Raw genomic sequence first — 24,843 nt, forward strand, 5'->3', positions numbered from 1 at the left:
CGTCAGCCCGCCGGCGTCAGCATCCCCGCACCGACGGTGGCGTTGGTCGCCTCGTCGATCAGGATGAACCGGCCCGTGACCCGGTTGCGGGCGTAGTCGTCGACGAACAGCGGCTGGGTGGTCCGCAGCTTCACCCGGCCGATGTCGTTGAGGCCGAGCTCGGTCGCCGCCGGATCGCGGTGCAGCGTGTTCACGTCGAGCCGGTAGGCCAGCTCCTTGACCATGCCGCGCACCGTGCGGGTCGTGTGCTTGACCGCGATCCGCTGCCGCGGGCGCAGCGGCTCGTCGGCCATCCAGCAGACCAGGGCGTCGAGGTCCTGGGTGGCGTGCGGCGCGTTCGCCGGCCGGCAGATCAGGTCGCCGCGGGAGACGTCGAGGTCGTCGGCCAGCCGGACGGTCACGGCCATCGGCGCGAACGCCTCCTCCACCGGGCCGCGGGGGCCGTCGATGCCGGCGATCGTCGTCGTCAGGCCGCTGGGCAGGACCCGCACCTCGTCGCCCGGCCGCAGCACCCCGCTGGCGACGGTGCCGGCGTAGCCGCGGTAGTCGTGGAACGCGTCGGACTGCGGGCGGATCACGTACTGCACCGGGAACCGGGCGTCGACCAGGTTGCGGTCGCTGGCGACGTGCACGTGCTCGAGGTGGTGCAGCAGCGACGGCCCGTCGTACCACGGGCTGTTCGCCGACCGGGTCACGACGTTGTCGCCGTTCAGGGCGGAGATCGGGACGACGGTCAGGTCGGGCACGTTCAGCTTGGCCGCGAACGCGGTGAACTCGTCGCGGATCCCCTCGTAGACCTCCTCCGACCAGTCGACGAGATCCATCTTGTTGACCGCGACGACGAGGTGCGGCACCCGCAGCAGCGAGGCGAGGAAGGCGTGCCGGCGGCTCTGCTCGAGCATCCCCTTGCGGGCGTCCACCAGCACGATCGCGAGGTCCGCCGTCGAGGCGCCGGTGACCATGTTCCGGGTGTACTGCACGTGACCCGGGGTGTCGGCCAGGATGAACGTGCGCCGCGGGGTGCTGAAGTACCGGTAGGCGACGTCGATGGTGATGCCCTGCTCGCGCTCGGCCCGCAGCCCGTCGGTGAGCAGCGCCAGATCGACGTAGTCGCCCTTGCTGGCCCGCTCGACCGCCTCGTACTGGTCCACGAAGACGGCCTTGCTGTCGTAGAGCAACCGGCCGATCAGCGTGCTCTTGCCGTCGTCCACGGATCCGGCTGTGGCGATCCGGATGATGTCCTTGCGCGCGAGGACGATGTCGTGGGCCTTCTCGGCGAGCGGCGAGTGCACGGGGATCGGGGGCTCGGGGTGGATCTCCGGCGCGGGCTGGATGCCGGACCGGGCGGCGCTGTGGTCGACAGCCATCAGGGGGCCTTCCTGTCCGGTCGGGCGGCTCGATGGCGGACGGCGCGGCGGAGGCGGACGCTGGAGCGGATCCCCCCGGCTGGAAGGACCGCATGTTCGTCTTCGTCGCCGCCGTGCCCGCCCTGCTGGTCGTGCTCGTCGGCTACGTGGCCGGCTACGCGGTCGCGCAGTGGGTCTGCGACCTGCTCGGCGTGGGTGCGACGCGCACGCCGGAGGTGGCCGGCTGGACGACGGGGCTGGTGCTCCTCGCCGTCGTGGTGTGGCTGCTGCTCGGCCGGTGGCGCCGGGGGCCGGAGGGCCGCGAGGGAGGCGCCCATCAGAAGTAGCCCTCCTTCTTCCGGTCCTCCATGGCGGCCTCGCTGACCTTGTCGTCGCCGCGGGTGGCGCCGCGCTCGGTCATCCGGGTCACCGCGATCTCGGCGATGACCTCCTCGACCGTGGTCGCCTCCGACAGGACGGCGGCGGTCAGGTTGGCGTCGCCGACGGTCCGGTAGCGCACCGTCTCGCGGCGCACCTGCTCGCCGTCCCGGGGCCGGATGAACTCGTTGACCGCGTAGAGCATCCCCTGGCGCTCGACGACCTCCCGCTCCTCCGCGAGGTACAGCGGGGGGATCGCGATGTTCTCGCGCAGGATGTACTGCCAGATGTCGAGCTCGGTCCAGTTCGACAGCGGGAAGACGCGGATCGACTCGCCCAGGTGGATCCGGCCGTTGTACAGGTCCCAGATCTCGGGGCGCTGGTTCTTGGGGTCCCACTGGCCGAACTCGTCGCGGAAGGAGAACACCCGCTCCTTGGCCCGCGCCTTGTCCTCGTCCCGGCGGGCGCCGCCGAACAGCGCGGTGAAGCCGTGCTCCTCGACCGCGTCGAGCAGCACCGGCGTCTGGATGCGGTTGCGGGAGCCGTTGGGCTCCTCCTTCACCGTGCCGGCGGCGATCGCGTCGGGCACCGACGCGACGATCAGCTCGACGCCGAGCTCGGCGACCCGCTTGTCGCGGAACTCGAGCACGTCCGGGAAGTTCAGCCCGGTGTCGACGTGCATGACCGGGAAAGGGATCCGCGCCGGCGCGAACGCCTTGCGGGCCAGCTCCAGCATCACGATCGAGTCCTTGCCACCGGAGAACAGCAGCACCGGGCGCTCCAGTTCGGCGACCACCTCGCGGATCACGTGGATGGACTCGGCCTCCAGCGTCTCCAGCTGGGTCAGCCGGTAGTCGGGGGTCGTCACGCAGATGCTCCGGGGCTCGACAGCAAGGGGGCTCGAAAGAAGGGCAACCGCCGCGCCGCGGCCCCGATTCCCGGTCCAGTGTCCGCTATCGGGCGGAACGCACCGCAGCCAGGATGCGGTCGGCCAGTTCCGGACGGCACACGACGAGGTCCGGCAGCGAGGGATCGGGCTCGTTGTAGACCAGCGGCGTGCCGTCCATCCGGCAGGTGGCCAGCCCCGCGGCCCGGGCCACGGCGACCGGTGCGGCGGAGTCCCACTGGTACATGCCGCCGGCGTGCAGGTAGGCGTCCACCTCGCCGCGCGCGACCGCCACGGCCTTGTAGCCGGCCGAACCCAGCGGCACGAGCACCCCGTCGAGGGCTGCCGCGACGGCGCCGGCGACGGCGGGGGGACGGGTGCGGCTGACCCCGATCCGGACCGGTCCCTCCCCGCGCGGCGGGACGGCGGCCGGCGGCTCGGTCACCAGCACCTCGCCGAGGGCGGGCAGCGCCACGGCGGCGGCTGTCAGGTCCCCACCCACCCCCCGCTCGCCGGCCGACCAGAGCGCCACGTGCACCGCCCAGTCGTGCCGGCCGCCCTCGCCGTACTCGCGGGTCCCGTCCAGCGGGTCGACGATCCAGACGCGGTCGGCGTCGAGGCGGCGCGGGTCGTCGGCGGCCTCCTCGCTGAAGACGATGTCGTGCGGCCGCTCGCGGGTGAGCACGTCGACGACGGCGCGCTGGGCGGCGGCATCCCCGGCGTCGCCGAGTTCCCGGCCGGTCAGCTCCCCGCCGCGCAGGCCGAGCAGCACCCCGGCCGCCGCGCGGGCCGCGGCCGCCGCGACCGCGACGTCGTCCGATGGCACGTCAGTCCCGCTCGAGGGCGGTGGCGTCGGTGGGCCGACCGGGCGGCCGGGGCCGGCCGGCCGCGTCGGTGATGGCGCCGAAGTAGGCCTCCAGGCGGTCGGACCGGGGCACCACGAAGACCCCGCGGGCCTCCACGAGCGGCTGCCCGGGGGCGGAGGCGAGCGCGATGCCCCCCTCGACCAGGGTCTTGCGCCCGGCGTCCTCCGCCACCCGGGCCCGCAGCACCAGGGGTGTCTGCAGCGGAAGGGGGCCGCGGTAGTCGAGCTCGAGGTGCACGGTCATGCCCCACAGGCCCGCGGCGATCGTCGCCGCGCCGAGCATCTGGTCCATGAGCAGCCCGCTGACCCCGCCGTGCACGAACCCCGGGGGACCTTCGTAGCGCAGCCCGAGGGTCGCCTCGGCCACCACGCCGCCGTCCGCGGCGCGGATGACGAGTGGCGGGGCCAGCGGACTGCCGACTCCGGTCACCGGGTTGTAGACGCGCCGGAAGGTCACCGGGTCGTCCAGCGAGGGCAGCTGGGTCGCCGGCCGCCGCGACGCGGCCAGCCGCCCGGTCACCGTGCGCACCTCGTCCGCCGCCGCTCGCAGCTCGTCCGCGTCCACGGTCGTGGCCACGGAGGCCTCGACCAGCCCGCGCATCGCGCCGCCCAGCTCGGCGACGGCGGCCATCAGTTCGGCGTCGTACGGGGGGCCCGCGTCGGTCGTCGTCACCGCCGGATCGTGACAGGGCGGCTAGGCCGCGTCGCCGCCACCCCCGACCGGCTGCCGCGCCGCCGGACCGCTGCGCGGCAGCCGGACGGCGAACGTGGCACCCTCCCCGGGGGCGGTGACGACGTCGACCGTCCCGCCGTGCGCCGCCACCAGGGAGGCGACGATGGCCAGGCCGAGCCCGGTCCCGCCGGCCTCCCGCGTCCGGGACGTGTCCGCGCGGTAGAACCGCTCGAAGGCGCGGACGGCGTCGGCCGGGTCCATGCCCGGGCCCTCGTCGGCGACCCGCAGCACCAGGACGCCCGGATCGTCGTCCGCCGCTGACACGGACACGGTCACCCGGGCGTCGGCCGGGGTGTGGGTGAGCGCGTTGGTGACCAGGTTCCCGACGACCTGCCGCAGCCGGGCCTCGTCGCCCTGCACGACCGGGACGTCGACGAGCGACTCGTCCAGGTGCAGGGCGATGGGACGGGCCGGCTGGACGGCGCGGGCGTCGTGGACGGCGTCGCCGGCGATCTCGGCGAGGTCCACGGGGCCGATGGTGAGCGGCCGCTGCTGATCCAGCCGGGCCAGCAGCAGCAGGTCCTCGACCAGCATGCCCATGCGGGCACCCTCGGCCTCGATGCGTCCCATCAGGCGCCGGACGTCGTCCTCCGAGCGCACGGCGCCCTGGCGGTAGAGCTCGGCGAAGCCCCGGATGGAGGTCAGCGGCGTCCGCAGCTCGTGGCTGGCGTCGGCGACGAAGCGGCGCATCCGGTCCTCGCTGCCGCGAGCCTGCGCCTCGGAGGCCTGCTGGGCCCGGAAGGCCCGCTCGATCCGGGAGAGCATGCCGTTGAGCGCCGTCGACAGCCGGCCCACCTCGGTCCGGTCGTCGCCCTCGGGCACCCGCTGCGACAGGTCGCCCGCCGCGATCGCCCGGGCCGTCCGCTCGACCCCGGCCAGCGGCCGCAGGCTGTTGCGCACGAGGAGGTACCCGGCGATGCCGAGGACGACGAGCACGATCAGGCCCACGGCCACCTGCAGCGCGACCAGCTGGCCGATGGCGGCCTGGTCGCGGCCGAGGTCGGTGCCGACCACGAGCGTGTGGCCGCCCTGCAGGTCGGCGGTGACGACCCGCCAGTCCGCCCCGCCGCCCGCCGACGGCACCGTGCGGGGACGCGCGGGCCCCCCGCCGCCGTCCCGGCCGTAGTGGTCCTCGCCGAGGTCCTGCACGTCGGGCAGGTCCTCGCCGCGTTCGGGCGGGCTGCCGAGCACCGTCACCACACCGTCGGGGGACAGGCAGGCGACATAGGTCGAGCTGGGCAGCCACTGCGCGTCCTCGGCCAGACAGGCGGCGACGATGCTCCCGTTGTTCTCGGCCTGCTTGAGGACGGTGCGGAGCTCGGCGTCCTGCTGGCCCACGAGATAGCCGCGGAGCATGGCGGTGGCCCCGGCGCCGGTCGCGACCAGGGCCAGGGCCACGAGGACCACGAGCAGGGCGACGAGCGTGATCCGCAGCGGCACCCGCGACAGGCGGGTCGCGGGGGCGACGTCGGCCGGGGCGCCGTTCACGTTCCCCGCGGCAGCCGGAGCGTGTAGCCCACCCCCCGGATCGTGTGCAGGAGGCGCGGCTCGGTGGTGTCGATCTTGCGCCGCAGGTAGGAGATGTAGGACTCCACGACGTTCGCCTCGCCGTTGAAGTCGTAGTTCCACACGTGGTCGAGGATCTGCGCCTTGGACAGCACCCGCCCGGCGTTGGCCATCAGGTAGCGCAGCAGCTTGAACTCGGTCGGGGACAGGCCGATGACCTCGCCGGCCTTGATGACCTCGTGCGACTCCTCGTCGAGCTCGATGTCGGCGAAGGAGAGCCGCGGCGCCTCGGCGGCCCGCTGGGCGCCGGTGCTGCGCCGGAGCACCGCCCGGATCCGGGCCAGGACCTCGTCGAGGCTGAAGGGCTTGGTCACGTAGTCGTCGCCGCCGAGGGTCAGACCCGACACCTTGTCCTCCGCCGCGTCGCGGGCGGTCAGGAACAGCACGGGCGTGTGCCGCCCCGCCTGCCGGAGCCGGCGGACGACGCCGAAGCCGTCGAGCCCCGGCATCATGACGTCGAGGACGAGCAGGTCCGGCCGGAACGAGTCCGCCAGCGCCAGGGCCTGCTGCCCGTCGGCCGCCGTGGCCACCTCGAAGCCGGCGTATCGCAGGCTCGCCGAGAGCAGCTCGCGGATGTTGGGCTCGTCGTCCACCACGAGCAGGCGGGCCTCGGGGGCGCTCTGGGAGCTGCCGGTCACGGGTCCTCCGGTAGCACGTGGGGATGCCGTCGTCATGCCCCGAGAATGACCACGTCGGCTGCGGCCGGTCTGGACGCTACCTGTGAACTGGCTGGAGATCGCGCATCCCGTTGTGCCCCCCGGCCGGCGTCCGCGCCCCGGTCCGCTCCTCGCTCGCCGGCGCTCGCTGCGATGCTCCCGGGGCTGTCAGCCGGCGGTGCCCTCGTGCCGGCTTCCGCGCCCCGGTCCGCTCCTCGCTCGCCGTCGCTCGCTGCGATGCTCCCGGTGCTGTCAGCCGGCGGTGCCCTCGTGCCGGCTTCCGAGCCCCGGTCCGCTCCTCGCTCGCCGGCGCTCGCTGCGATGCTCCCGGGGCTGTCAGCCGGCGGGGGACATCGCGCGGCCCCGCCGCCAGTAGCCGATCGCGTGGTGCTGGGCCCGGCCGAGCCCCCATCGGGCGCGGAGGTCGGCCCGGATCGCGCGGACGGTGGCCGACTCGGCGGCCACCCACGCGAAGACGTCATCCCCCTCGGGCCGGCTGAGCTCCGCCACCGCGTCGGCCAGCAGGGTGCTCTCCCCGGGTGCCAGGCCGCCGCGGTGCAGCCAGCGCACGGAGATGCCGTCCGGAACGGCGAGCGGCTGCTCCTCTTCCGTGCCGGCCACCTCCAGCAGGACCACCCCCCGGGTGGAGGGCGCGGCGGTGTCGAGGATGCGGCTGATCGCCGGGATCGCGGTCTCGTCGCCGACGAGCAGCAGGGAACCGGCGGGGCGATCGCCCAGGGAGCCGCCGCCGGCAACGCCGAGCGGGGCGCCCGGGAGAGCCGCGGCTGCCCACGCGGCGGCCGGGCCGTCGCCGTGCAGCACGAAGTCGATCTCCACCTCGCCGGCGACGGGGTCCTGCCGACGGGCGGTGTAGCTGCGCAGGCTCACCCCGTGGGCGCCGTCGGGCCAGACGATCCGGCCGTCCTTGGCCACCCGGGGCCAGCGCGGCACGGCGTCGCCGACGCGGGGGACCAGCAGGGAGACGGTGGGCCCGGCGGCGGCCACGGCGGCGGGGGAGCCGGACAGGACGACCCGCCGCACCGCCGGCGTCACCGCGGTCACGCCGGTCACGGTCAGCACGTGGACCGGCCGGAGTCCGTCCCCGGCCGGACCGTCGGACGGCGACCGTTCGACGGCGGGATCGTCGGGGAGGGCGCTCACGTCGGCCGAGCCTAGGCGGACCCCGGACAAGGGCCGACCCGGCCGACCCCGGGGGAATGGGGTCGACCGGGCCGGCGATCGAGGACGGGGTACGAGCTCACGCTCGGTCACCGGAACGTCCGCGCTACCAGCACGGACGGGCGGTGGACCCCGTCGACGGCAACGCTACGTGACGAAATCGGCCGCGCCATTGCTCATGCGAGTGAGGTCCTCACGAACGGGTGACGTTCTCCCGCTGGCACCTCATGTGTGTGTGACCGCCTCCCCGGGCAGGGGCAGGGGACGTCCGTCCGCGACCGAGGGAGCACGTGTGGCCGAGAACCTGAAGAAGGGCGACCACGTTCGCTGGAACAGCCATGGCGGTCAGGCCGAGGGCACGGTGGACCGGAAGATCACCTCGGACACCGAAGCGGCGGGCCGGACCGTGCGGGCCAGTCCCGACGACCCCCAGTACCAGGTGACGAGCGAGAAGAGCGGCGGCACGGCGGTCCACAAGCCCGATGCCCTGCACAAGGACTGAACCGACGGGGCGGTACCGACCGACCCCGAGCCACCAGGAGGCACTGTGAGCGAGACCGGAGACCAGTTCGCGGGCACGTCCCAGCGGAGCACCAAGCACAGCCCCCGGCTCGACGAGGAGCTGCAGCACGAGGTCGAGGGGATGGTGCGCTCCGGCAGATCCACCCACGCGCAGGAATGGGCCGAGCCGGAGCCCGTCGCCGAGGGCGACCCGGATCTCGACGTCTCGCCGGCGGACACCCTCGTGGGCGGCACCCCGGTCGGGATGGACCCGGACGCCGTGGTCGTCCGCGCGGAGCTGGCCCGCTGGCTGGATCGCGCGGACTATCCCAGCACCGGCCCCGGACTCGTCGAGGCCGCCCGCGACCACCAGGCGCCGGACGCCGTCGTGGCGGAGCTGGAGAAGCTGCCGGACGGCGAGACCTACGAGCGCATCGGCGACGTCGTCCGCGCGCTCGGGCACCCGACGGAGACCTGATCACAGCTCCGCTGGGGAAACCGGCGCCTTCGGCGGCTACCTGAACACAGCTCCGCTGGGGAACCCGATGCCCTCGGCGGCTGACGTCGGGCGGGCCGCTCAGGCGGCGGAACTCACGCGCTGGGGCTGCGCGCCCCGTCCTGGGTGGCCTCGTCGGCCTCCTCCTGGGCGATCTCCTCCGCGCCGCGGCGGCGGAACAGCCGCGACCCGGGGAAGCCCTTCACGACCTGCCGCAGGTCCTGCACGGTGTCGACCAGATCGTGGACGTCGGTGCCGACGCTCCCGAGGGTCTCCAGGACCGGGAAGATGTCCTCGTCCAGGTGCCTGACCAGCTGCGGCAGCTGGTCGATGAGCCGGACGAGCGCCTCGACCTCGTGCGGCTCCAGGGTCTCGGCCAGCCGGCGGACCGACGGCGTGAGGTCGGTGAGCGGCTGGACGTAGCCGCCCACCAGGGGTTCCACCCGGCCGATCAGCGCGTCGCCGCGAGCGAGCAGGGTGTCCGCGGTGCTCGTCGTCAGCCCTACGGCGGCGATCGCCTCGTCCGCCGCGACCCGGGTCCGGGCAACGGCGGCGATGGCCTCGTCGGCCTTGGCCCGGGTCTGGGCGACGCCCGCGATGGCGTCGTCGGCCTTGGCCCGGGTGTCGGCGACGCCGGCGATGGCGTCGTCGGCCTTGGCCCGGGTCTGGGCGACGCCGGCGATGGCGTCGTCGGCCTTGGCCCGGGTCTGGGCGACGCCGGCGATGGCGTCGTCGGCCTTGGCCCGGGTCTCCGCCACGGCGGCGATGGCCTCGTCCGCGCGGTCGACCACGTTCTCCACGCGGGTCAGCAGCCCGTCCACCCGGGAGAGCAGCTCCTCCATCCGGCCGACGGCCGCACCGACCCGGGGGACCAGGGCGAGCGCTTCGGAGATCCCGTCGCGCACGCCTCCCATCGCGGAGAGGACGTCAGCGGGTCCCGGCACTGAGGGCAGTCTCACGCCCACCACGCTACGCACCAGCCGCATGGCTCACTATTCGGTTGCGCCCTGCGGGTCGATTCTGCCGCGCGTCGCCGTGGTCGCCGGTCCTCCCCCCGTATCCTCCAGGTACCGCGATCGTGCGCGGCCGCCGGTCTGCGCGCCGGTGGAAGCGGGGACCGACGGCACGACGAGGGCTCGGACGACGAGAAGGTGTCGACACCGGTGGGGGAAAAGCCGACGTGGGACGGCTCGGGGAGCCGCGGCGTCCCCGGACGCACCCGCCGGTCCCATGACGACGCCGCTCCGGGCGCCGACCCGGTCACCGTCGAACAGCTGGTGGCCCGTCAGGGCGGCCCGACGACCGGCCGACGGCGGGCCGCCCGTCGCGTCGAGGAGCGTCGCGTCGAGGAGCCGGTGCCGGTACGTCCCGAGGACGTGCCCGTGGTCCGCGCCGGCCTCCCGCCCGTGCCGGGGGGTCTCGCCGCGCCGCCGCCCGCACAGCAGGCCGGTCTGCCGCCGGTCCCCGGAGCGGCGAGGGTCACTCCGCAGCTCGGGCTGCCCCCCGTCCCCGTGCTCGAGCGGGGCGCCACGGTGTGGGAACCGGACGTCCGGCCCTCCAGGCGCAGCGGACCGATCCCGCCGCTGCCCGGACTCTTCCCGCCGCCCGAGGACGCCGCCCCGCCCCGTAAGTCGCGGCCGCGCGGCCCGGGCCGGCCCCCCGCGAGTCCGGGACGACGTCGCCTCGGCCGGCTCCTGACCGCGCTCGCCCTGGCCGTCGGTGTCGTCGTCCTCTACCACCTGGGGCTGTACTTCTACGTCGACCAGAAGATCGGCCGCGTCGAGGCCCTGGCCACCGACGGCGCGGAGGTCCTGGCCCCGGCGCTGCAGGCGGGCGCCGAGACCTACCTCGTCGTCGGGACCGGCGTGCCCGGCCAGGACGGCGGTTCGTCGGTGACCACCCTGCTCGCGTCGGTGTCCGCCGACGGGGACCGTGCGGTCCTCGTGAGCTTCCCCCCGACCGCCCTGGTGGACACCCCGGAATGCCGCTCGCTGGACGGATCGCTGCGGAACCCGACCACCGAGGCCTTCGCGGAGTCGCTGCTGGAGGGCAGCCCCTCCTGCATGGTGCGGGCGGTCCAGCAGCTCTCCGGCCTGCGGATCGACCACTACCTCGGCGTCGACCTCGCCCGGCTGCCCGGGATGGTCGACGCGCTCGGTGGCGTCGCGGTCTGCATCACCCCGTCGGAGGCGACGTCGGCGGCGGCCCTGCCGCTGCCTCCCGGTCCGGCCGAGCTGTCCGGGGAGACGGCGGCCGGCTTCCTGCAGCCGGGCGACACCGGGGCCGACGTCACCGGGGCCGCCGTGGCCGAGCGGGCGCAGCGGCTCCTCACGTCGACCCTGCGGGCGGCGATGTCGACCGGCACGCTGACCGACCCGCTGACCCTCGCCCGGTTCCTCAACCGCGCCGCGGACGCGCTGACCGTGGACGCGCAGACCACGCTGGCGGACCTGCGGGTCCTGGCCGGTTCCCTCGGTGACCTCTCCGGCGACGCGGTGCAGCGCGCGGTGCTGCCGGTGGCGCAGGTCGGCTACCTGCCGGTCGGCACCGACCAGGCCTACGTGCTCCTCGACGGCGCGGGCACCCGCAGCCTGTTCGACGCGGTGGTCGCCGGTGCGCAGGTGCCGAAGGAGTTCCTGACCGGCAGTGCGCCGGCGGTGGGGGAGCCCGCGTCCGAGGCGGCCCCCGAGGCCGAGCCCGCGCCCGCTCCCGAGCCGGTCCCGGCCGGCGGAGAGGGGCTCACCATCGCGCCGGCCCAGGTGACGGTGAACGTCCTCAACGGCACCGGGACGACGGGGCTCGCCGCCACGGTGGCCGCGGCGCTCCAGCAGCAGGGCTTCGGGGTCGGGACGGTCGGCAACGAGCCGGGGACCGTGAACCAGAGCGTCGTCCGCCACGGACCGAACGCCGGGGAGCACGCCCGCACCGTGGCCGCGGCGGTGCCCGGGGCGGTGCTCCAGCCCAGCGACGCCATCGGCGACACCGTCCAGCTCGTCATCGGCCCCGGCTACACGACCGTGGTCCCGGTGACGATCGGCGCCCCGGCGGAGGCCGCGCCGGCCGAGACCCCGGCCCCGGCCGCGCCGGCGCCCGCCCCCGTCACCTGCACCTGAGCTCCCGGCGCCGCTGAGCGCAGCGGTGACCGGGTGGGCGCGAAGGTGATCCGGGTCATCTCGGGCGCGCCGTCTGTGCGGGCGTCGTTCGCCTGGTGTTCATCTTGCTTCGGTCGTCGATTCATGAGCGCTTCCTAGGTTGACCGGCGTTGGTACTCCACGGCCGCGTTCTCCGGGCCCCATGAGAGAGGCAAGACCTCAGTGAATCGACGCACTCTGCGCCGGACGGCTCTTCCGGCGACGCTGTTCATCGCTCTCGGTCTCACTGCCTGCGGCGGCCAGACCGAGGGCTCGGCCACCGGTGAGGGCGGCGTCTCCGGCGAGGTGCTGGTCGACGGCTCCTCCACCGTGGAGCCCCTGACCTCCGCCGCCGGCGAGTTCTTCCTCGAGGAAGCGCCGGACGTCAACGTCTCCGTCGGCACGTCCGGCACCGGTGGTGGGTTCGAGGTGTTCTGCCAGGGCCAGACCGACATCTCCAACGCCTCCCGTCCCATCAAGGAGGAAGAGGCCGCGGCCTGCGAGACCGAGGGCATCGAGTTCACCGAGCTCCAGGTCGCCACCGACGCGCTGACCGTCGTCACCTCCTCGGAGAACGACTTCATCACCTGCCTCACCACCGAGGAGCTCGCCACCCTGTGGGGCCCCGCCGCGGAGGGCACCATCACCACGTGGAACCAGGTGAACCCGGAGTTCCCGGCGGAGCCGATCGAGCTCTTCGGCCCGGGCACCGACTCCGGCACGTTCGACTACTTCACCGGCGAGATCAACGGTGAGGAGGGCGTGAGCCGGACCGACTACAACGCCTCGGAGGACGACAACGTCATCGTCCAGGGCGTCAGCGGGTCCCCGAACGCCCTGGGGTACTTCGGCTTCACGTACTTCGAGCAGAACGCGGAGGCGCTCAAGGCGGTCGAGATCGACAGCGGCGAAGGCTGCGTCGCCCCGAGCGCCGAGGCGGCCCAGGACGGCAGCTACACCCCGCTCGCCCGCCCGCTGTTCATCTACGTCAACAACGCTGCCGTGACCGACAAGCCGCAGGTGAAGGCGTTCGTCGACTTCTTCGCGGCCAACGATGCGCCCATCGCCGAGGCGGCGAAGTTCATCCCGCTGAACGACGAGCAGCGCAGCGCGCTCGAGTCGACCGCCTCGTCCCTGGGCTGAGTCGGCGCACCACGGTCGCCCGTCGGAGGAAAGCAGTGAGCAGAGGAGCGTCGTGAGCAGCATCACGGCAGCAGGGGGGCCCCCGGCAGCGGGCGCCCCCCAGGGCGGTCGACGCGGCCAGTCGTTCGACCCCTCCTCGCTGGCGCGGCATTCGCCGCGCTACGGCGAGCGGGCGGTGATGGTCGTCCTCCAGGGGGCGGCGATGCTGTCCGTGCTGGTCACCATCGGGATCGTCGTCTCCCTGCTGCTGCCGGCGCTGTCCTTCTTCCGGGAGGTGAGCGTGGGTGAGTTCCTCTTCGGCACCCGGTGGACGCCACGCTTCCCCGGCCAGGAGTCCTACGGCGTCGTCCCGCTGATCACCGGGACGGCGTGGACGACCGCCATCGCACTGCTGATCGCCGTCCCCTTCGGCCTCGGCGCGGCCATCTACCTGGCGGAGTACGCGGCACCGCGGGTACGGAAGGTGCTCAAGCCCGTCCTGGAGGTCCTCGCCGGCGTCCCGTCCGTCGTCTACGGCTTCTTCGCGCTGACGTTCGTGGCCCCGTTCGTCCTCGAGGACCTGCTGGGGATCGAGGTCGGCACCTTCAGCGTCCTGTCCGCGGGGCTCGTGCTCGGCATCATGATCATCCCGACGGTCGCCTCGCTGTCCGAGGACGCGATGTCGGCGGTGCCGTCGTCGCTGCGGCAGGGATCGCTGGCACTCGGGGCCAACAAGATGCGCACCACCCTCCGGGTGGTCTTCCCCGCGGCGGTGTCGGGGATCGCCGCCTCGATCGTGCTCGCCCTGTCGCGGGCCGTCGGCGAGACGATGATCGTGGCCCTGGCCGCCGGCACCCAGGCCCGGGTCGTCACGGGGGCGACCCAGCCCGGGCAGACCATGACGGGCTTCATCGCCCAGACGGCCACCGGGGAGAGCACCCCCGGGACCTTGAGCTACAACACCCTGTTCGCGGTGGGTCTCCTGCTGTTCGTTCTCACCTTCGTCATCAACATGATCAGCATCCGGCTGGTCCGCAGGTTCCGGGAGGCGTACTGATGGCGACGATCGGCCAGCTCGCGACGCAGCCCATCAAGGCGCGGAAGCACGGTGCCAAGAGCCCCGCGTCGATCGCGTTCCTCGTGGCCCTGTGGTGCGCGCTGGGGTTCTCGATCCTGTGCCTGCTGACCCTGCTGATCACCTCGGTGATGGACGGGCTGCCCCGGCTGGACTCGAACCTGCTGACGCAGTACACGTCCCAGATCGCCCCCGAGCGGGGCGGCGCGCGCGCCGCGATCATCGGCTCGCTGTGGGTCATCGCTGCCACGGCGATCATGGCGATCCCGCTGGGGATCGCCGCGGCCGTCTATCTCGAGGAGTTCGCCGATCCCCGGCGCTGGTACAACCGCCTCATCGAGGTCAACCTGCAGAACCTCGCGGCCGTGCCGGCCATCGTCTACGGCCTGCTGACGGCCGGGTTCGCCCTGTCGATCGGGCTGCGCCGCGGCGTCGTGCTGGCCGGCGGCATCGCGCTCGCGCTGCTGATCCTGCCGGTCATCATCATCACCGCCCGGGAGGCCCTGCGCGCCGTTCCCGCGGAGATCCGCCAGGGATCCCTCGCCCTGGGAGCGACCCCGCTGCAGACCGTCTGGCGGCAGACCCTCCCGTCGGCGATCCCCGGCGTCGCCACGGGCACGATCCTGGCGCTGTCCCGCGCGCTGGGCGAGGCCGCCCCGCTGCTCCTGCTCGGTGGCCTCGTCACGATCCGATTCGACCCGAACGGGCTGCTGTCGGGCTTCACGACCCTGCCCATCCAGATCTTCAACTGGGCCGGCCGAGCCGAGGCCGATTTCCAGCAGCTCGCGGCGGCGGCCATCATCCTGCTCCTGGTGATGCTGCTGCTGATGAACGCCCTCGCCATCCTCATCCGCAATCGCTACCAGCGGCAGTGGTGACCACCGCTCCCTCCGGGAGCACGACCCCCACGGACTGGACGGACATGACCAGCACCGACGCCCCCACCACCGAGCGGCCCGCTGCCGCAGCCCCGCAGGACGCGTCCGCTCGCGAGATCGACGTCCGGGTCGACCGAGCCTCGGGGCGGTACCTCCCCGAGGTGCCGACGCCGGTGATCGAGTGCACGGACGTCGACATCTTCTACGGCCAGTTCCGCGCCGTGCACGGCGTCTCCCTGGTCTACGGGAAGAACGAGATCACCGCCATGATCGGGCCCTCCGGCTGCGGCAAGTCGACCGTGCTCCGCAGCCTGAACCGGATGAACGACCTCATCACCGGGGCGCGCGTCACCGGGAAGATCACCTACCACGGGCAGGACATCTACGGCTCGGACGTCGACCCGATCGAGGTCCGCCGGCGCATCGGCATGGTGTTCCAGAAGCCCAACCCGTTCCCGAAGTCGATCTACGACAACATCGCCTACGGCCCCCGCGTCACCGGCATGAAGGTGTCTTCCATGGACGACCTGGTGGAGGAGTCGCTGCGCGGTGCCGCGCTGTGGGACGAGGTCAAGGACAAGCTCAAGCAGTCCGCCTACGGGCTCTCCGGCGGTCAGCAGCAGCGGCTGTGCATCGCCCGGACCATCGCTGTCCGTCCCGAGGTGATCCTCATGGACGAGCCGTGCTCGTCCCTGGACCCGATCGCGACCGCGCGCATCGAGGACCTGATGGAGGACCTGCGCAAGGACTTCACGATCATCATCGTGACCCACAACATGCAGCAGGCGGCCCGCGTCGCCGACCGCACGGCGTTCTTCACCGCCAAGGCGGCCGAGGGGACCGGCGACCGGACGGGTCAGCTCGTCGAGTACGACCTGACGTCCAAGATCTTCTCCAACCCGGCGGACCGTCGCACCGAGGACTACATCTCCGGCCGCTTCGGCTGATCGCCGTGACGGCCCGGGATCGATGCGGCAGCACGGGGCGGGAACGGCGCCGCCTCCCGGGTCCGGTGGCCTCCTGGCTGGAGCCGGCCGCGCTCGACGTGCTGGTGGCCGACGAGGACCCCGCGGCGCGCGCGAGCCTGACGGCGGTCGTCGGCGCCGGGGTTCGGACGACGGTCTGTGACAACGGCGCCGAGGCGCTGTGGCAGGCGGGCCGGACCGATCCGGTGGTGACGATCCTCAGCGCGACCCTTCCCGGGGTGTCGGCCGCCGATGTCGCAGCGGTCCTCTGCCGCCACGGTCACGGCGCGGGTTCCGTCGTCGTCGGCGTCGCCGTCGGCGATGCCGACCGGGCCGGGGCGGTCCTCGCGGCGGGGGCGAGCGGTGTGGTGTCCCGGCCGTACCGGGGGAAGGAGATCGAGCCGTTGCTGCGCGCGCACCTGGCCCTCCTGGAACGCCGCCGCCGGGACGCCTCGGTGCTCGTCGCGGGGGCGCTCGAGCTCGACGGGCCGGCCTTCGAGGCCCGGGCGGCGGGTCGGCCGCTGCGCCTTCCCCTGCGGGAGTTCGAGCTGCTCCGCCTGCTGATGCTGCACGTCGGAGGGGTGGTGTCGCCGGGCCGGATCAGTTCGGAGATCTGGGAGTCCCGCGGCGAGACGGTCACGGCGAACACGATCGCCGTCCACATCCGGCACCTGCGACGGCAGCTGCACGGGGTGGCCGACATCGTCGCCGTCCGCCGCGTCGGGTACCGGCTCGACGTGCCGGGCATCGAGTCGGACCGGACGGAGAGCCGGTCGGCCTGAGGCCGCACAGCACGGGCGGACACCGGGCAAGGGTGACGCCTGAGCGGCCGCGCCACCCCGGATCAGCTCGGGTCGCGGCGCCAGGAGACGTCGACGGAGAAGCGGCCGAAGCCGCGGCTCTCGTACAGCCGGACCGCCGGCACGTTGTCCTCCTCGACGTAGAGGAGCACCTGCCCGAGGCCGCGTCCCCGCAGGTGCGCGAGGCCGAGGTCGGTGAGCGCCCGGCCGAGGCGCAGGCCCTGTGCATCGGGGTCGACCCCGAGCACGTAGACCTCGCCGACCGCCTCGTCGCCGGCATCCCCCGGTGGGTGCACCTTGGTCCAGTGCGAGCCGAGCAGCTCGCCGCCGGCATCGGGGTCGCCCCGCCAGGCGAGCAGGAAACCGTCGGCGTTGAACCACGGCTCCTTCTCCCGCAGCAGCAGGTCGTCGGGGGTCCAGCTGCCCTGCTCGGGGTGGGCGGCGAAGGCGCGGGCGTTCTGGCGCAGCCACGCCGGCTCGTCCCGGCCGGGCCGGAAGGGCTCGACGTGCACCCCGTCGGGCAGCTGCGTGCGTGGGTCGGGATCGACGCCGGCGAGGTCCCGCCGCATCTGCAGGAGCACGCGGGCACGGGTGAAGCCCCGGGGCGCGAGCAGCTCGGCCGAGCCGGGCAGGTCGCCGTGCGCCCAGAGGCTCAGGGGGCGCGCACCGGCCAGCTCGACGAGGAGATCCAGCAGGGCGCGGCCGTGGCCCCGCCGGCGGAAGGACGGGTGGACGACGAGCTCCGCCTCCATCCCGCCGTCGGTGCCGATGTCGTGGCGCGCGTACCCGGCGAGCTCGTCGCCGTCGTGGACCACCAGGTCGCCTCCGCCCGGGCGGCCCCCGTGCTGCAGCCGGAGCTCGCTCTCCTCCGACAGCGGGCGCACGCCGTCGGCGGCCGCGGCGGCGCGCAGCAGCGAGAGGACGGCCGCGACGTCGAGGGTGTAGTCGGTGCTCACCCGGTCATCAGACCAGCTCGGCGTCGGCCCTGTCCTCCGAGGTGGACGCGATGTCCTTGGAGGTGGCGGCAGCCTTGGCCGTGGCGTCGGCGACCTGCTGGTCCAGCTTGTAGCCGACGTTGCGCACGGTGCCGATCAGGGCCTCGTGCTCGATGCCGAGCTTGGCGCGCAGGCGGCGCACGTGGACGTCGACCGTGCGGGTGCCGCCGAAGTAGTCGTAGCCCCAGATCTCCTGCAGCAGCTGGGCGCGGGAGAAGACCCGGCCCGGGTGCTGGGCCAGGTACTTGAGCAGCTCGAACTCCTTGTACGTGAGGTCGAGCGGCCGGCCGCGGAGCTTGGCGGAGTAGCTGTGCTCGTCGATCACCAGCTCGCCGGCCTGGGTGACGCCGCCGTCGCCGCCGTCGGCCGGTGTCGTCGCGGCCATCCGGCGCGCGGTGGCCCACTTCAGCCGGGCGTCGACCTCGGCCGGGCCGGCGGTGTCGAGCAGCACGTCGTCGACACCCCAGTCGGCCGACAGCGCGACCAGCCCGCCCTCGGCCAGCACGGCGATCAGCGAGGCGGCGACGCCGGTGGAGGACAGCAGACCGCACAGGGTGCGCGCCCGGACCAGGTCGTGCCGGGCGTCGACGAGGACGACGTCCCCGGAGTCGCCGTCGAGCAGGCTGGACAGCTCAGGGGCCACGACCCGCACCTGGTGGGGCAGCAGCCCGAGGGCAGGCAACACCTCGGTCGTGGCCTGTCGTGCCGCGGTCATGAGTACGAGTCGCATGTCGTCTCCTCACGGGGCCCTCGACGACCGGCGTCGTCGATGGACCTACGACAGCACTGTCGAGGTTGGGGCGAGGATAGCCGACGTTGCGCCGGAGAGCCCGCGTCCGCTTGTCGAGCGGATCGGGCGCCGCGGTTCTGCGACGATCGACCCGTGAGCCCCCCCGTGCTGGATTCCGCGCTGCCGGTCCGGGTCCACCACCTGCCCGCGGCGGGTCTCGCCGGCCTCGCGGTCGCGCTGCTCGTGGGTCTTCCCGAGGTCCTGGGCGACGTCGGGCGGCTGGCCGCGGTGCTGGTGCTGCAGCTGGGCCTGGTGCTCGCGTGGGTGGTGACGACCGGCATCCAGGGGTTCACCGGGTCGCTGGCGGTGGGGTCGGCGGCCGCCGTCGCGGCCGACCTGGCCCTCGTGCTCCCCGGGCGTGGCGCCATGGGCGGCCTGCTCGCCGTGTTCGGTCTCGGCTTCCTCGCGGTGGTCCTCCAGCAGATGTTCCGCAGGCCACGGCACGACCTGGTCGCGTCGCTCTCCGCGGGCGTCCTGCTCTTCTGCGCGATCGGGGCCCTCGCGGCGCTGCTGCTGGTGGGACGCGCGCCCGGCGGCACCGGCCGCGCCCTCGTGGTGCTCCTCGCCGTCGGGGCCGCGCTCGTCGCCGGCCACCTCGTGGACCTGGTGCTGCCCCGGCCGCAGCTGGCGCCCGGCGTTCCCCGTGGACTCGCGGGCCTGGGCGTGTCGGTGCTCGCCGGCGCGGCGGTGACGTTCCTCGGCCGCGGGCTCGGCGAACCGGCCGGGGGACCGGCGGCCCTCGCCTACGGTGCCGTGCTCGGCCTGGTGGCGGGGCTGATGGCCGTCGCGGCGAGCTACGTCGTCGTGGCGGCGACCTCGGACGGTGCGGACGAGGGTCGGGTCGGCAGCCGCTCGAGGGACGGGGTGCCCTCGCCGTGGGTGCTCGCGGTCGTGCAGGCGGCCCTCCCGATCGCCGCGTGCGGACCGGTCGCCCTGGCGCTGCAGGCCGTTCTGTGACGGTTCGCCGTCTGACGGCGCTCGTGATCGTGCTGGTCGTGCTCCTCGGGCTGGCCTTCCTCGCCGACCGGGTCGCCGTCGGCGTCGCCGAGGACCGGGTGGCGAGCGAGATCGCGGCGGAGGCCGGGCTCGCCGGCACGCCCGAGGTGGACATCACCGGTTTCCCGTTCCTCACCCAGGCGCTGGCCGGCCGCTACGACGACGTGCGGATCTCGCTGCGCGCCGACCAGCTCGGGCAGCCGGAGGGAACGGCGGCCGACGTCGCCCTGCGAGGGGTGGAGGTGCCGCTGTCCGCAGTTCTCGCGGGCTCCGTGCAGGAGGTCCCGGTGGAACGCGTCGACGGGACGGCGACGCTGTCCTACGAGCTGCTCGCGACCGCCCTCGGCGCCGACACCACCCTGGCCCGCGAGGGCGACGGGCTGCGGATCACCCGCACGGTCGAGCTGTTCGGCCGGACGGTGCCCCTGACCGCGGTCGGGCAGGCGACCCTCGACGGGAGCGACGTGGTGATCGACGTGGAGACGGCGGCGGGCGCCGGCGTGGACCTGCCCGACTTCCTGGTGGAGCGGGCCGGCGATCTGCTCGACCTGCGCTACGCCGTCCCGGCGCTGCCGTTCGGCCTGCGGCTCACCAGCGTCATGCCGGCCGACGACGGCGTCGTCGTGGGCCTCGAGGCGAGGGACACGGTGATCGGGGGCTGAGGAATACCGCTCGGCAGCGGCCGGTTCGACCGAGGATGAGCGGGACGGGTGCGGTGGTCCTCGTCGCCGCGCTGGTGCTGACCGGCGTCGCGGCCTGGTGGCTGCGCGCGCGGAACGGCGCCGTCATCCCGCCCGCGGCGGCAGGGGAGCCCGGCGGCCTGCCGCCCGCTCTGCACCGCCTCGGCGTGCGTCCCGCGGAGGCCGACCTGACCGTCGTCCAGTTCTCGACGGCGTTCTGCGGCCCCTGCCGGGCGACGAAGGCGCGGCTGCAGCAGCTGCAGAGCACCCGCCCCGGCCTCGCGGTGGTCCAGGTCGACGCGGAGAGCCACCTCGACGAGGTGCGCGAGCTCGACGTCCGTCGGACCCCCACGCTCTTCTATCTGGGCCGGGACGGGCGGCTGATCGGGCGGAGCAGCGGCGCGCCGCGCCCCGACGAGCTGACCGCCCTGATAGACGCGCACGTCGGGGTCGGCTCGTGATCGGCTACTCTTCCCTCGTGGGCACCCTGCTGACCTCGCGCCGCACAGTTGACCTGTGCCGCGTCGGCAGCTGCCTCTGTCCGACCTTCTGAGGACGGTCCCGACCGTCCAGACGCGCCCTGTCCGCCGTCCGAAGGTCTCTCGCTCCATGCTGATCGATGTCCGTGGCCCGCGCTTCTCCGCGGGGATCACCAGCGTCGTCCTCGCCGTCGCCCTGCTCGCCGGCAGCGGCGCGCTGGTCGCCGTCCAGGCGGCGGTGTTCGCGGTCGGCGCGTTCGCCGGCCTGCGGTACGCCCCCTACGGCGTGCTGTTCCGGCGCCTCGTCGCGCCTCGCCTGGGGCCGGCCCGCGAGCGGGAGCCCGAGGCCCCGGTCCGGTTCGCCCAGCTCGTCGGCCTGCTGTTCGCCGTCGTCGGGGCGGCGGGCTACCTGCTGGGGGCGCCGCTCGTCGGCGCCGTCGCCACCGGCCTCGCGCTCGTCGCGGCCCTGCTCAACGGGGCCACCGGCTTCTGTCTGGGCTGCGAGCTCTACCTCACCGTCCGGCGGGCCCTGCCGGCCCGCGCCACCTGACCATCCGCACACCCCGCACTCACACCGGAGGAACCACCATGAGCCGCAGCGACGTGCTCGTCACCGCAGACTGGGCCGAGGAGAACCTCGGCAAGCCCGGTCTCGTCTTCGTCGAGGTCGACGAGGACACCAGCGCCTACGACGGCGGACACCTCGAGGGTGCCGTCAAGCTCGACTGGAAGAAGGACCTGCAGGACCCGCTGCGCCGCGACTTCGTCGACAAGGCCGGTTTCGAGGCCCTGCTGTCGTCCCGCGGCATCAGCAACGACGACACCGTGATCCTCTACGGCGGCAACAACAACTGGTTCGCCGCGTACGCGTACTGGTACTTCAAGCTCTACGGCCACCGCGACGTCAAGCTGATCGACGGCGGCCGCAAGAAGTGGGAGCTCGACGGCCGCGCGCTGTCGAAGGACGCGGTCGAGCGCCCGGCCACCCAGTACAAGGCCAGCGACCCCGACCTCTCGATCCGCGCCTTCCGCGACGAGGTCGTCGCCTCGATCGGCTCGAAGAACCTCATCGACGTGCGCTCGCCCGACGAGTTCTCGGGCAAGATCCTCGCCCCGGCGCACCTGCCGCAGGAGATGGCGCAGAAGGGCGGGCACGTCCCGACCGCCAAGAACATCCCGTGGAGCAAGGCGGCCAACGAGGACGGCACGTTCAAGACCGACGAGCAGCTCGCCGAGCTGTACGCCGAGCAGGGCTACGACGAGAGCAAGGCGACCATCGCCTACTGCCGCATCGGCGAGCGGTCGAGCCACACGTGGTTCGTGCTCCGCGAGCTGCTGGGCAAGTCCGACGTCAAGAACTACGACGGCAGCTGGGTCGAGTACGGCTCGCTCGTCGGCGTCCCGATCGAGAAGTGAGCTGACATGTGCGGAGCCCCGAAGCAGGGCGGTTCTCTCGCGGGAATCGACCTCACGACGCAGACGGTGATCCAGGGGTCGGTCTGGCACGACGGCGCCCCGGTGGCCGGTGCCTTCGTCCGGCTGCTGGACTCGACCGACGAGTTCACCGCCGAGGTGGTGGCGAGCCCGGAGGGTGAGTTCCGGTTCTTCGCCGCCCCTGGTGCCTGGAAGGTGCGCGCCCTCGCACCGGTGGGCAAGGGTGAGCGCACCCTCGCCGCCGAGGTCGGCCTGAACGAGACCACCGTCGCGGTCGCCTGACCCCACGCACGACGACGACGGCGCCCGCCCCGGCTGCATGCCGGGGCGGGCGCCGTGGGTTCCGGGTCAGTCGATGCCGGGCGGCAGCCGGTTGGGGCCGGCCTCGGCGGGCCGGGGACGGTCCTCCCGGTAGACGCGGACGGCGACGATCGCGACGTCGTCCTCGCCGGCTCGGGGCACGAGGCGGGCCAGCACCGTGTCGAGGAGTTCCTCCAACGGCCGCTCCGCCAGGTCGCTGAGCGCCTCCCGGAGGCGATCGAGCCCCTCGTCGAGGTCGGAGCCGCGCCGCTCCACCAGCCCGTCGGTGACGAGGAGCAGCGTCGAGCCGTCGGGCAGGTCGGCGGTGTGGTCGGCCCGCCGGGCGTCGGTTTCCACGCCGAGCATCAGGTCGGGACGCGCCTCGAGCAGCGTGGTGCTGCCGTCCGCGGCGAGCAGCACCGGCGGGATGTGGCCGGCGTTGCTCCACCGGAGGAGCCGGCGACCGGTCACCTCGGGATGCCGCTCCACGCGGGCCAGGATCGCGGTCGCCAGGCTGGAGACGGCCAGCCCCCGGGCGGCACGTTCGGCGCGGATCAGCGTGGCCGCGGGCGGCTCGTCGTTGTCGTAGGCCAGGGCGCGGAGCAGGCCGCGCAGTTGCCCCATCGCGGCGGCGGCAGCGCTGCCGTGCCCCACGACGTCGCCGATGACGAGCATCGTCGCGCCGTCCGGCTGCAGGAACGCGTCGTACCAGTCGCCGCCCACCTGCGCCTCGTGCTGGGCGGGCTGGTAGCGCACCGCGACGTGCAGATGGTCGGGCTCGGGTGGCGGGGTGAGCAGGGCCTGCTGCAGCCGGTCGGAGAGTTCGCGCTGCGCGGCCGCCGCGCGGGACACCCGGGCGAGCTCTGCCGCCTGCTGCTCGACCGCCCGCCGCTCGGTGAGGTCGCGGAAGGAGACGATGACGCCGGTCACCCGGCCGTTCTCGACCGTCGGGACGGCGACGAGATCGATCGGCACACCGACGCCGTCGCTGCGCCAGAACAGCTCGTCCTCGGCGACCACGGTGCGCCCGGTCCTGAGGGCCTGCCACACCGGGCACTCGTGCCTGGGGTACGGGGTGCCGTCGGACCGGGTGCTGTGCAGCAGCAGGTGCTGGTCGGCGCCCAGCTGATCGGCCTCGGAGTAGCCGGTGATGCGGACCGCGGCCGGGTTGACGAACTCCACCCGCCCGTCGGCGTCGAGCCCGTAGATGCCGTTGGCGACGTGCGCCAGGACCCACTCGTACCGCGCGAGCGCGCGCGAGAGCTGGTCCTCCGCCGATTGCACCGACGCCCCTCTCCCGGCCGTGACGGCCTGCCCGGCATGGTTCGTGCGAGAGCGTCCGCTCCGAGCCGGGCTGAATTGTGCCCTGCCCTTCTTCGGTGTCGCCCACCTTCGAGCCTGCGCCCGTGTTGCGTCGGATCACTCGACGGGCGGGGCGGAGTCGTCGGGCTGCCGAACGGGCGGCACCGGGCTCTGCACCAGGACGGCGACCATCCCCGTGGACGAGCCGCTGGCGTGCTCCTCGCCCGGCTCCCACAGGACGGCGTCGCCGGAGACGAGCGGGACGGCGTGCCCGTCCGGGCCGGCGGCCCAGCCCTCACCGCTCACCACCGCCAGCAGCTGCCACAGCTGGGCGGGGTGCCGGCCGATCCGGGAACGAGCGGCGAACGTCGCGACGTCGACGCCGAACCCTTCGATCGGCTGCTCCACGCGACCGAACCGGGTGATGGCGACCCCCGTGCTGCTGTAGGCGTCGAGGGTGTGGACGGGCAGCGAGATCCGACGCATTCGCAGAAAATAGGACGCGAAGTACCTGTTCGGGCAGGGTGTCGGCGCCGGATCGCGATGAGCGGCGGGCCGCCTGCCGGCCGCGGGAACGGCCTCAGAGGCCGATCAGGCGCGCGAGGTCGTCCATCGCCAGGTCGAAGTAGCGATCGCCGTCCTCGACGGAGCCGACGAAGTGGCCGAACAACTCGAAGCTGATCGTGCCGTAGAGGGAGCTCCACGCGAGCAGGGCGCGGACGCGCACGGTCTCGTCCAGCGAGGGGTGGTCGCCGCCGAGGACCTCGACCGCCGCGTCGCTGATCAGTGACGGATCACGTGTCCCTGCCGCCTCCGGCAGCGCGCCGCCGCGGGCGGCGTCCCCCAGGATCCGGCCCAGGACGCCGCCGACCCGCGAGGCCGCCGGCACGGTGTCCTGCGGCGCCCGGTAGCCGGGCACCGGTGAGCCGTAGAGCAGGGCGTACTCGTGGGGATGCTCCAGCGCCCAGGCGCGCACCGCCCGGCAGACCGCCGACCAGCGCCCGGCGGGGGCCTCGGCGGGGTCGTCGGCCGCCTCGGCGGCCGCCCCCAGGTCGTCGTAGCCGTCGATGATCAGCCGGGTCAGGAGGTCGTCCCGGCTCGGGAAGTAGCGGTAGACCGCGGAGGAGACCATGCCCACCTCGCGGGCGACGGCTCGCAGCGACAGGCCGGCCGCGCCGACGTCGGCGAGCTGACGGCGGGCGGCGGCGGTGATCTCCGCGGTCAGCTCGCTGCGGACGCGCTCCCGGGCGGAGGTCATGCCGTGATGATGCCGCCATGTGAGCGGTGCTC

General features: G+C 73.8%; 28 protein-coding genes. 15 read left to right on the forward strand and 13 right to left on the reverse strand.

Annotated features, from left to right (window positions below; translation table 11 throughout):
- Window positions 1-2: 2 nt before the first annotated feature.
- On the reverse strand, window positions 3-1,292 hold the full coding sequence (locus E4P39_RS07855) for a GTP-binding protein (protein WP_348633810.1): 1,290 nt from the start codon (window positions 1,290-1,292) through the stop codon (window positions 3-5).
- Window positions 1,293-1,459: 167 nt separating this feature from the next.
- On the opposite strand from E4P39_RS07855, the gene E4P39_RS07860 reads away from it, so the two are divergent.
- Window positions 1,460-1,693 (forward strand): hypothetical protein, encoded by a 234-nt coding sequence (locus E4P39_RS07860; protein WP_135135838.1) that lies wholly within the window; start codon window positions 1,460-1,462, stop codon window positions 1,691-1,693.
- Here the strand turns inward: E4P39_RS07860 and cysD are convergent.
- The 6 genes from cysD to E4P39_RS07890 all read right to left on the reverse strand — a co-directional run bounded on the left by cysD (window position 1,684) and on the right by E4P39_RS07890 (window position 7,591).
- Window positions 1,684-2,592 (reverse strand): sulfate adenylyltransferase subunit CysD, encoded by a 909-nt coding sequence (gene cysD / locus E4P39_RS07865; protein WP_135135839.1) that lies wholly within the window; start codon window positions 2,590-2,592, stop codon window positions 1,684-1,686. The two genes, E4P39_RS07860 and cysD, sit on opposite strands and share 10 nt — an antisense overlap.
- 85 nt (window positions 2,593-2,677) lie before the next feature.
- The gene (locus E4P39_RS07870) at window positions 2,678-3,436 is read right to left on the reverse strand and encodes an inositol monophosphatase family protein (protein WP_135135840.1); all 759 of its coding nucleotides are present in this window, start codon (window positions 3,434-3,436) and stop codon (window positions 2,678-2,680) included.
- Between the two features lies 1 nt (window position 3,437).
- Window positions 3,438-4,148 (reverse strand): PaaI family thioesterase, encoded by a 711-nt coding sequence (locus tag E4P39_RS07875; RefSeq protein WP_135135841.1) that lies wholly within the window; start codon window positions 4,146-4,148, stop codon window positions 3,438-3,440.
- Between the two features lie 21 nt (window positions 4,149-4,169).
- On the reverse strand, window positions 4,170-5,696 hold the full coding sequence (locus E4P39_RS07880; RefSeq protein WP_135135842.1) for a HAMP domain-containing sensor histidine kinase: 1,527 nt from the start codon (window positions 5,694-5,696) through the stop codon (window positions 4,170-4,172).
- Window positions 5,693-6,412, reverse strand: coding sequence for a response regulator transcription factor (locus E4P39_RS07885; RefSeq protein ID WP_135135843.1), 720 nt, complete (start codon window positions 6,410-6,412; stop codon window positions 5,693-5,695). Before E4P39_RS07885 ends, E4P39_RS07880 begins: the two co-directional genes overlap by 4 nt.
- 354 nt (window positions 6,413-6,766) lie before the next feature.
- Window positions 6,767-7,591, reverse strand: a complete 825-nt coding sequence (locus tag E4P39_RS07890) for a siderophore-interacting protein (protein ID WP_135135844.1) — start codon at window positions 7,589-7,591, stop codon at window positions 6,767-6,769.
- 310 nt (window positions 7,592-7,901) lie between these two features.
- On the opposite strand from E4P39_RS07890, the gene E4P39_RS07895 reads away from it, so the two are divergent.
- Together E4P39_RS07895 and E4P39_RS07900 are read left to right on the forward strand one after the other, a co-directional pair.
- Window positions 7,902-8,111, forward strand: coding sequence for a DUF2945 domain-containing protein (locus E4P39_RS07895; RefSeq protein WP_135135845.1), 210 nt, complete (start codon window positions 7,902-7,904; stop codon window positions 8,109-8,111).
- Between the two features lie 45 nt (window positions 8,112-8,156).
- The gene (locus tag E4P39_RS07900; protein WP_135135846.1) at window positions 8,157-8,588 is read left to right on the forward strand and encodes a DUF2795 domain-containing protein; all 432 of its coding nucleotides are present in this window, start codon (window positions 8,157-8,159) and stop codon (window positions 8,586-8,588) included.
- A gap of 113 nt (window positions 8,589-8,701) precedes the next feature.
- Here E4P39_RS07900 and E4P39_RS22270 read toward each other — a convergent pair whose 3' ends face one another.
- The gene (locus E4P39_RS22270) at window positions 8,702-9,565 is read right to left on the reverse strand and encodes a hypothetical protein (RefSeq protein WP_167761686.1); all 864 of its coding nucleotides are present in this window, start codon (window positions 9,563-9,565) and stop codon (window positions 8,702-8,704) included.
- Between the two features lie 204 nt (window positions 9,566-9,769).
- Between E4P39_RS22270 and E4P39_RS07915 the strand changes: the two genes are divergently transcribed.
- The 6 genes from E4P39_RS07915 to E4P39_RS07940 all read left to right on the forward strand — a co-directional run bounded on the left by E4P39_RS07915 (window position 9,770) and on the right by E4P39_RS07940 (window position 16,559).
- Window positions 9,770-11,719, forward strand: coding sequence for an LCP family protein (locus E4P39_RS07915; RefSeq protein WP_135135988.1), 1,950 nt, complete (start codon window positions 9,770-9,772; stop codon window positions 11,717-11,719).
- 201 nt (window positions 11,720-11,920) lie between these two features.
- Window positions 11,921-12,880, forward strand: coding sequence for a PstS family phosphate ABC transporter substrate-binding protein (locus E4P39_RS07920; protein ID WP_135135848.1), 960 nt, complete (start codon window positions 11,921-11,923; stop codon window positions 12,878-12,880).
- A 52-nt stretch (window positions 12,881-12,932) separates the two neighbouring features.
- Window positions 12,933-13,916 carry a phosphate ABC transporter permease subunit PstC gene (gene pstC, locus E4P39_RS07925; protein ID WP_245159704.1) on the forward strand — a complete coding sequence of 328 codons (984 nt, stop codon included), beginning with the start codon at window positions 12,933-12,935 and terminating at the stop codon, window positions 13,914-13,916.
- Window positions 13,916-14,812 carry a phosphate ABC transporter permease PstA gene (gene pstA / locus E4P39_RS07930; protein WP_135135849.1) on the forward strand — a complete coding sequence of 299 codons (897 nt, stop codon included), beginning with the start codon at window positions 13,916-13,918 and terminating at the stop codon, window positions 14,810-14,812. Before pstC ends, pstA begins: the two co-directional genes overlap by 1 nt.
- A gap of 44 nt (window positions 14,813-14,856) precedes the next feature.
- Window positions 14,857-15,759, forward strand: coding sequence for a phosphate ABC transporter ATP-binding protein PstB (gene pstB / locus E4P39_RS07935; protein WP_135135850.1), 903 nt, complete (start codon window positions 14,857-14,859; stop codon window positions 15,757-15,759).
- 65 nt (window positions 15,760-15,824) lie between these two features.
- Window positions 15,825-16,559: a winged helix-turn-helix domain-containing protein gene (locus E4P39_RS07940; protein ID WP_167761688.1), complete on the forward strand. Its 735-nt coding sequence runs from the start codon at window positions 15,825-15,827 to the stop codon at window positions 16,557-16,559.
- A gap of 62 nt (window positions 16,560-16,621) precedes the next feature.
- Here E4P39_RS07940 and mshD read toward each other — a convergent pair whose 3' ends face one another.
- Together mshD and E4P39_RS07950 are read right to left on the reverse strand one after the other, a co-directional pair.
- Complete coding sequence (gene mshD / locus E4P39_RS07945) at window positions 16,622-17,533, reverse strand: mycothiol synthase (RefSeq protein WP_135135852.1); 912 nt, start codon at window positions 17,531-17,533, stop codon at window positions 16,622-16,624.
- A gap of 7 nt (window positions 17,534-17,540) precedes the next feature.
- Window positions 17,541-18,302, reverse strand: a complete 762-nt coding sequence (locus tag E4P39_RS07950; protein WP_135135853.1) for a response regulator transcription factor — start codon at window positions 18,300-18,302, stop codon at window positions 17,541-17,543.
- Between the two features lie 153 nt (window positions 18,303-18,455).
- Here E4P39_RS07950 and E4P39_RS07955 point away from each other — a divergent pair, with 153 nt between their 5' ends.
- The 6 genes from E4P39_RS07955 (at window position 18,456) to E4P39_RS07980 (ending at window position 22,233) form a co-directional block, all read left to right on the forward strand.
- Window positions 18,456-19,319 (forward strand): hypothetical protein, encoded by an 864-nt coding sequence (locus tag E4P39_RS07955; protein WP_135135854.1) that lies wholly within the window; start codon window positions 18,456-18,458, stop codon window positions 19,317-19,319.
- A complete protein-coding gene (locus E4P39_RS07960) occupies window positions 19,316-20,020 on the forward strand; it encodes a DUF2993 domain-containing protein (RefSeq protein WP_245159705.1) in 705 nt (234 codons plus the stop codon). Before E4P39_RS07955 ends, E4P39_RS07960 begins: the two co-directional genes overlap by 4 nt.
- Before the next feature lie 35 nt (window positions 20,021-20,055).
- A complete protein-coding gene (locus E4P39_RS07965) occupies window positions 20,056-20,499 on the forward strand; it encodes a thioredoxin family protein (protein ID WP_135135855.1) in 444 nt (147 codons plus the stop codon).
- Window positions 20,500-20,647: 148 nt separating this feature from the next.
- The gene (locus E4P39_RS07970; protein ID WP_135135856.1) at window positions 20,648-21,067 is read left to right on the forward strand and encodes a DUF4395 domain-containing protein; all 420 of its coding nucleotides are present in this window, start codon (window positions 20,648-20,650) and stop codon (window positions 21,065-21,067) included.
- A gap of 38 nt (window positions 21,068-21,105) precedes the next feature.
- Window positions 21,106-21,933 (forward strand): sulfurtransferase, encoded by an 828-nt coding sequence (locus E4P39_RS07975; protein WP_135135857.1) that lies wholly within the window; start codon window positions 21,106-21,108, stop codon window positions 21,931-21,933.
- A gap of 6 nt (window positions 21,934-21,939) precedes the next feature.
- Window positions 21,940-22,233, forward strand: a complete 294-nt coding sequence (locus E4P39_RS07980) for a DUF1416 domain-containing protein (RefSeq protein WP_135135858.1) — start codon at window positions 21,940-21,942, stop codon at window positions 22,231-22,233.
- Between the two features lie 66 nt (window positions 22,234-22,299).
- Here E4P39_RS07980 and E4P39_RS07985 read toward each other — a convergent pair whose 3' ends face one another.
- The 3 genes from E4P39_RS07985 to E4P39_RS07995 all read right to left on the reverse strand — a co-directional run bounded on the left by E4P39_RS07985 (window position 22,300) and on the right by E4P39_RS07995 (window position 24,811).
- Window positions 22,300-23,535, reverse strand: coding sequence for a SpoIIE family protein phosphatase (locus E4P39_RS07985; RefSeq protein WP_135135859.1), 1,236 nt, complete (start codon window positions 23,533-23,535; stop codon window positions 22,300-22,302).
- Window positions 23,536-23,670: 135 nt separating this feature from the next.
- On the reverse strand, window positions 23,671-24,039 hold the full coding sequence (locus tag E4P39_RS07990) for a hypothetical protein (protein WP_209306422.1): 369 nt from the start codon (window positions 24,037-24,039) through the stop codon (window positions 23,671-23,673).
- A 94-nt stretch (window positions 24,040-24,133) separates the two neighbouring features.
- Complete coding sequence (locus tag E4P39_RS07995; RefSeq protein WP_135135860.1) at window positions 24,134-24,811, reverse strand: TetR/AcrR family transcriptional regulator; 678 nt, start codon at window positions 24,809-24,811, stop codon at window positions 24,134-24,136.
- Between the last annotated feature and the right edge of the window lie 32 nt (window positions 24,812-24,843).

Source organism: Blastococcus sp. CT_GayMR19 (genome assembly GCF_004570385.1).
Taxonomy (GTDB): domain Bacteria; phylum Actinomycetota; class Actinomycetes; order Mycobacteriales; family Geodermatophilaceae; genus Blastococcus_B.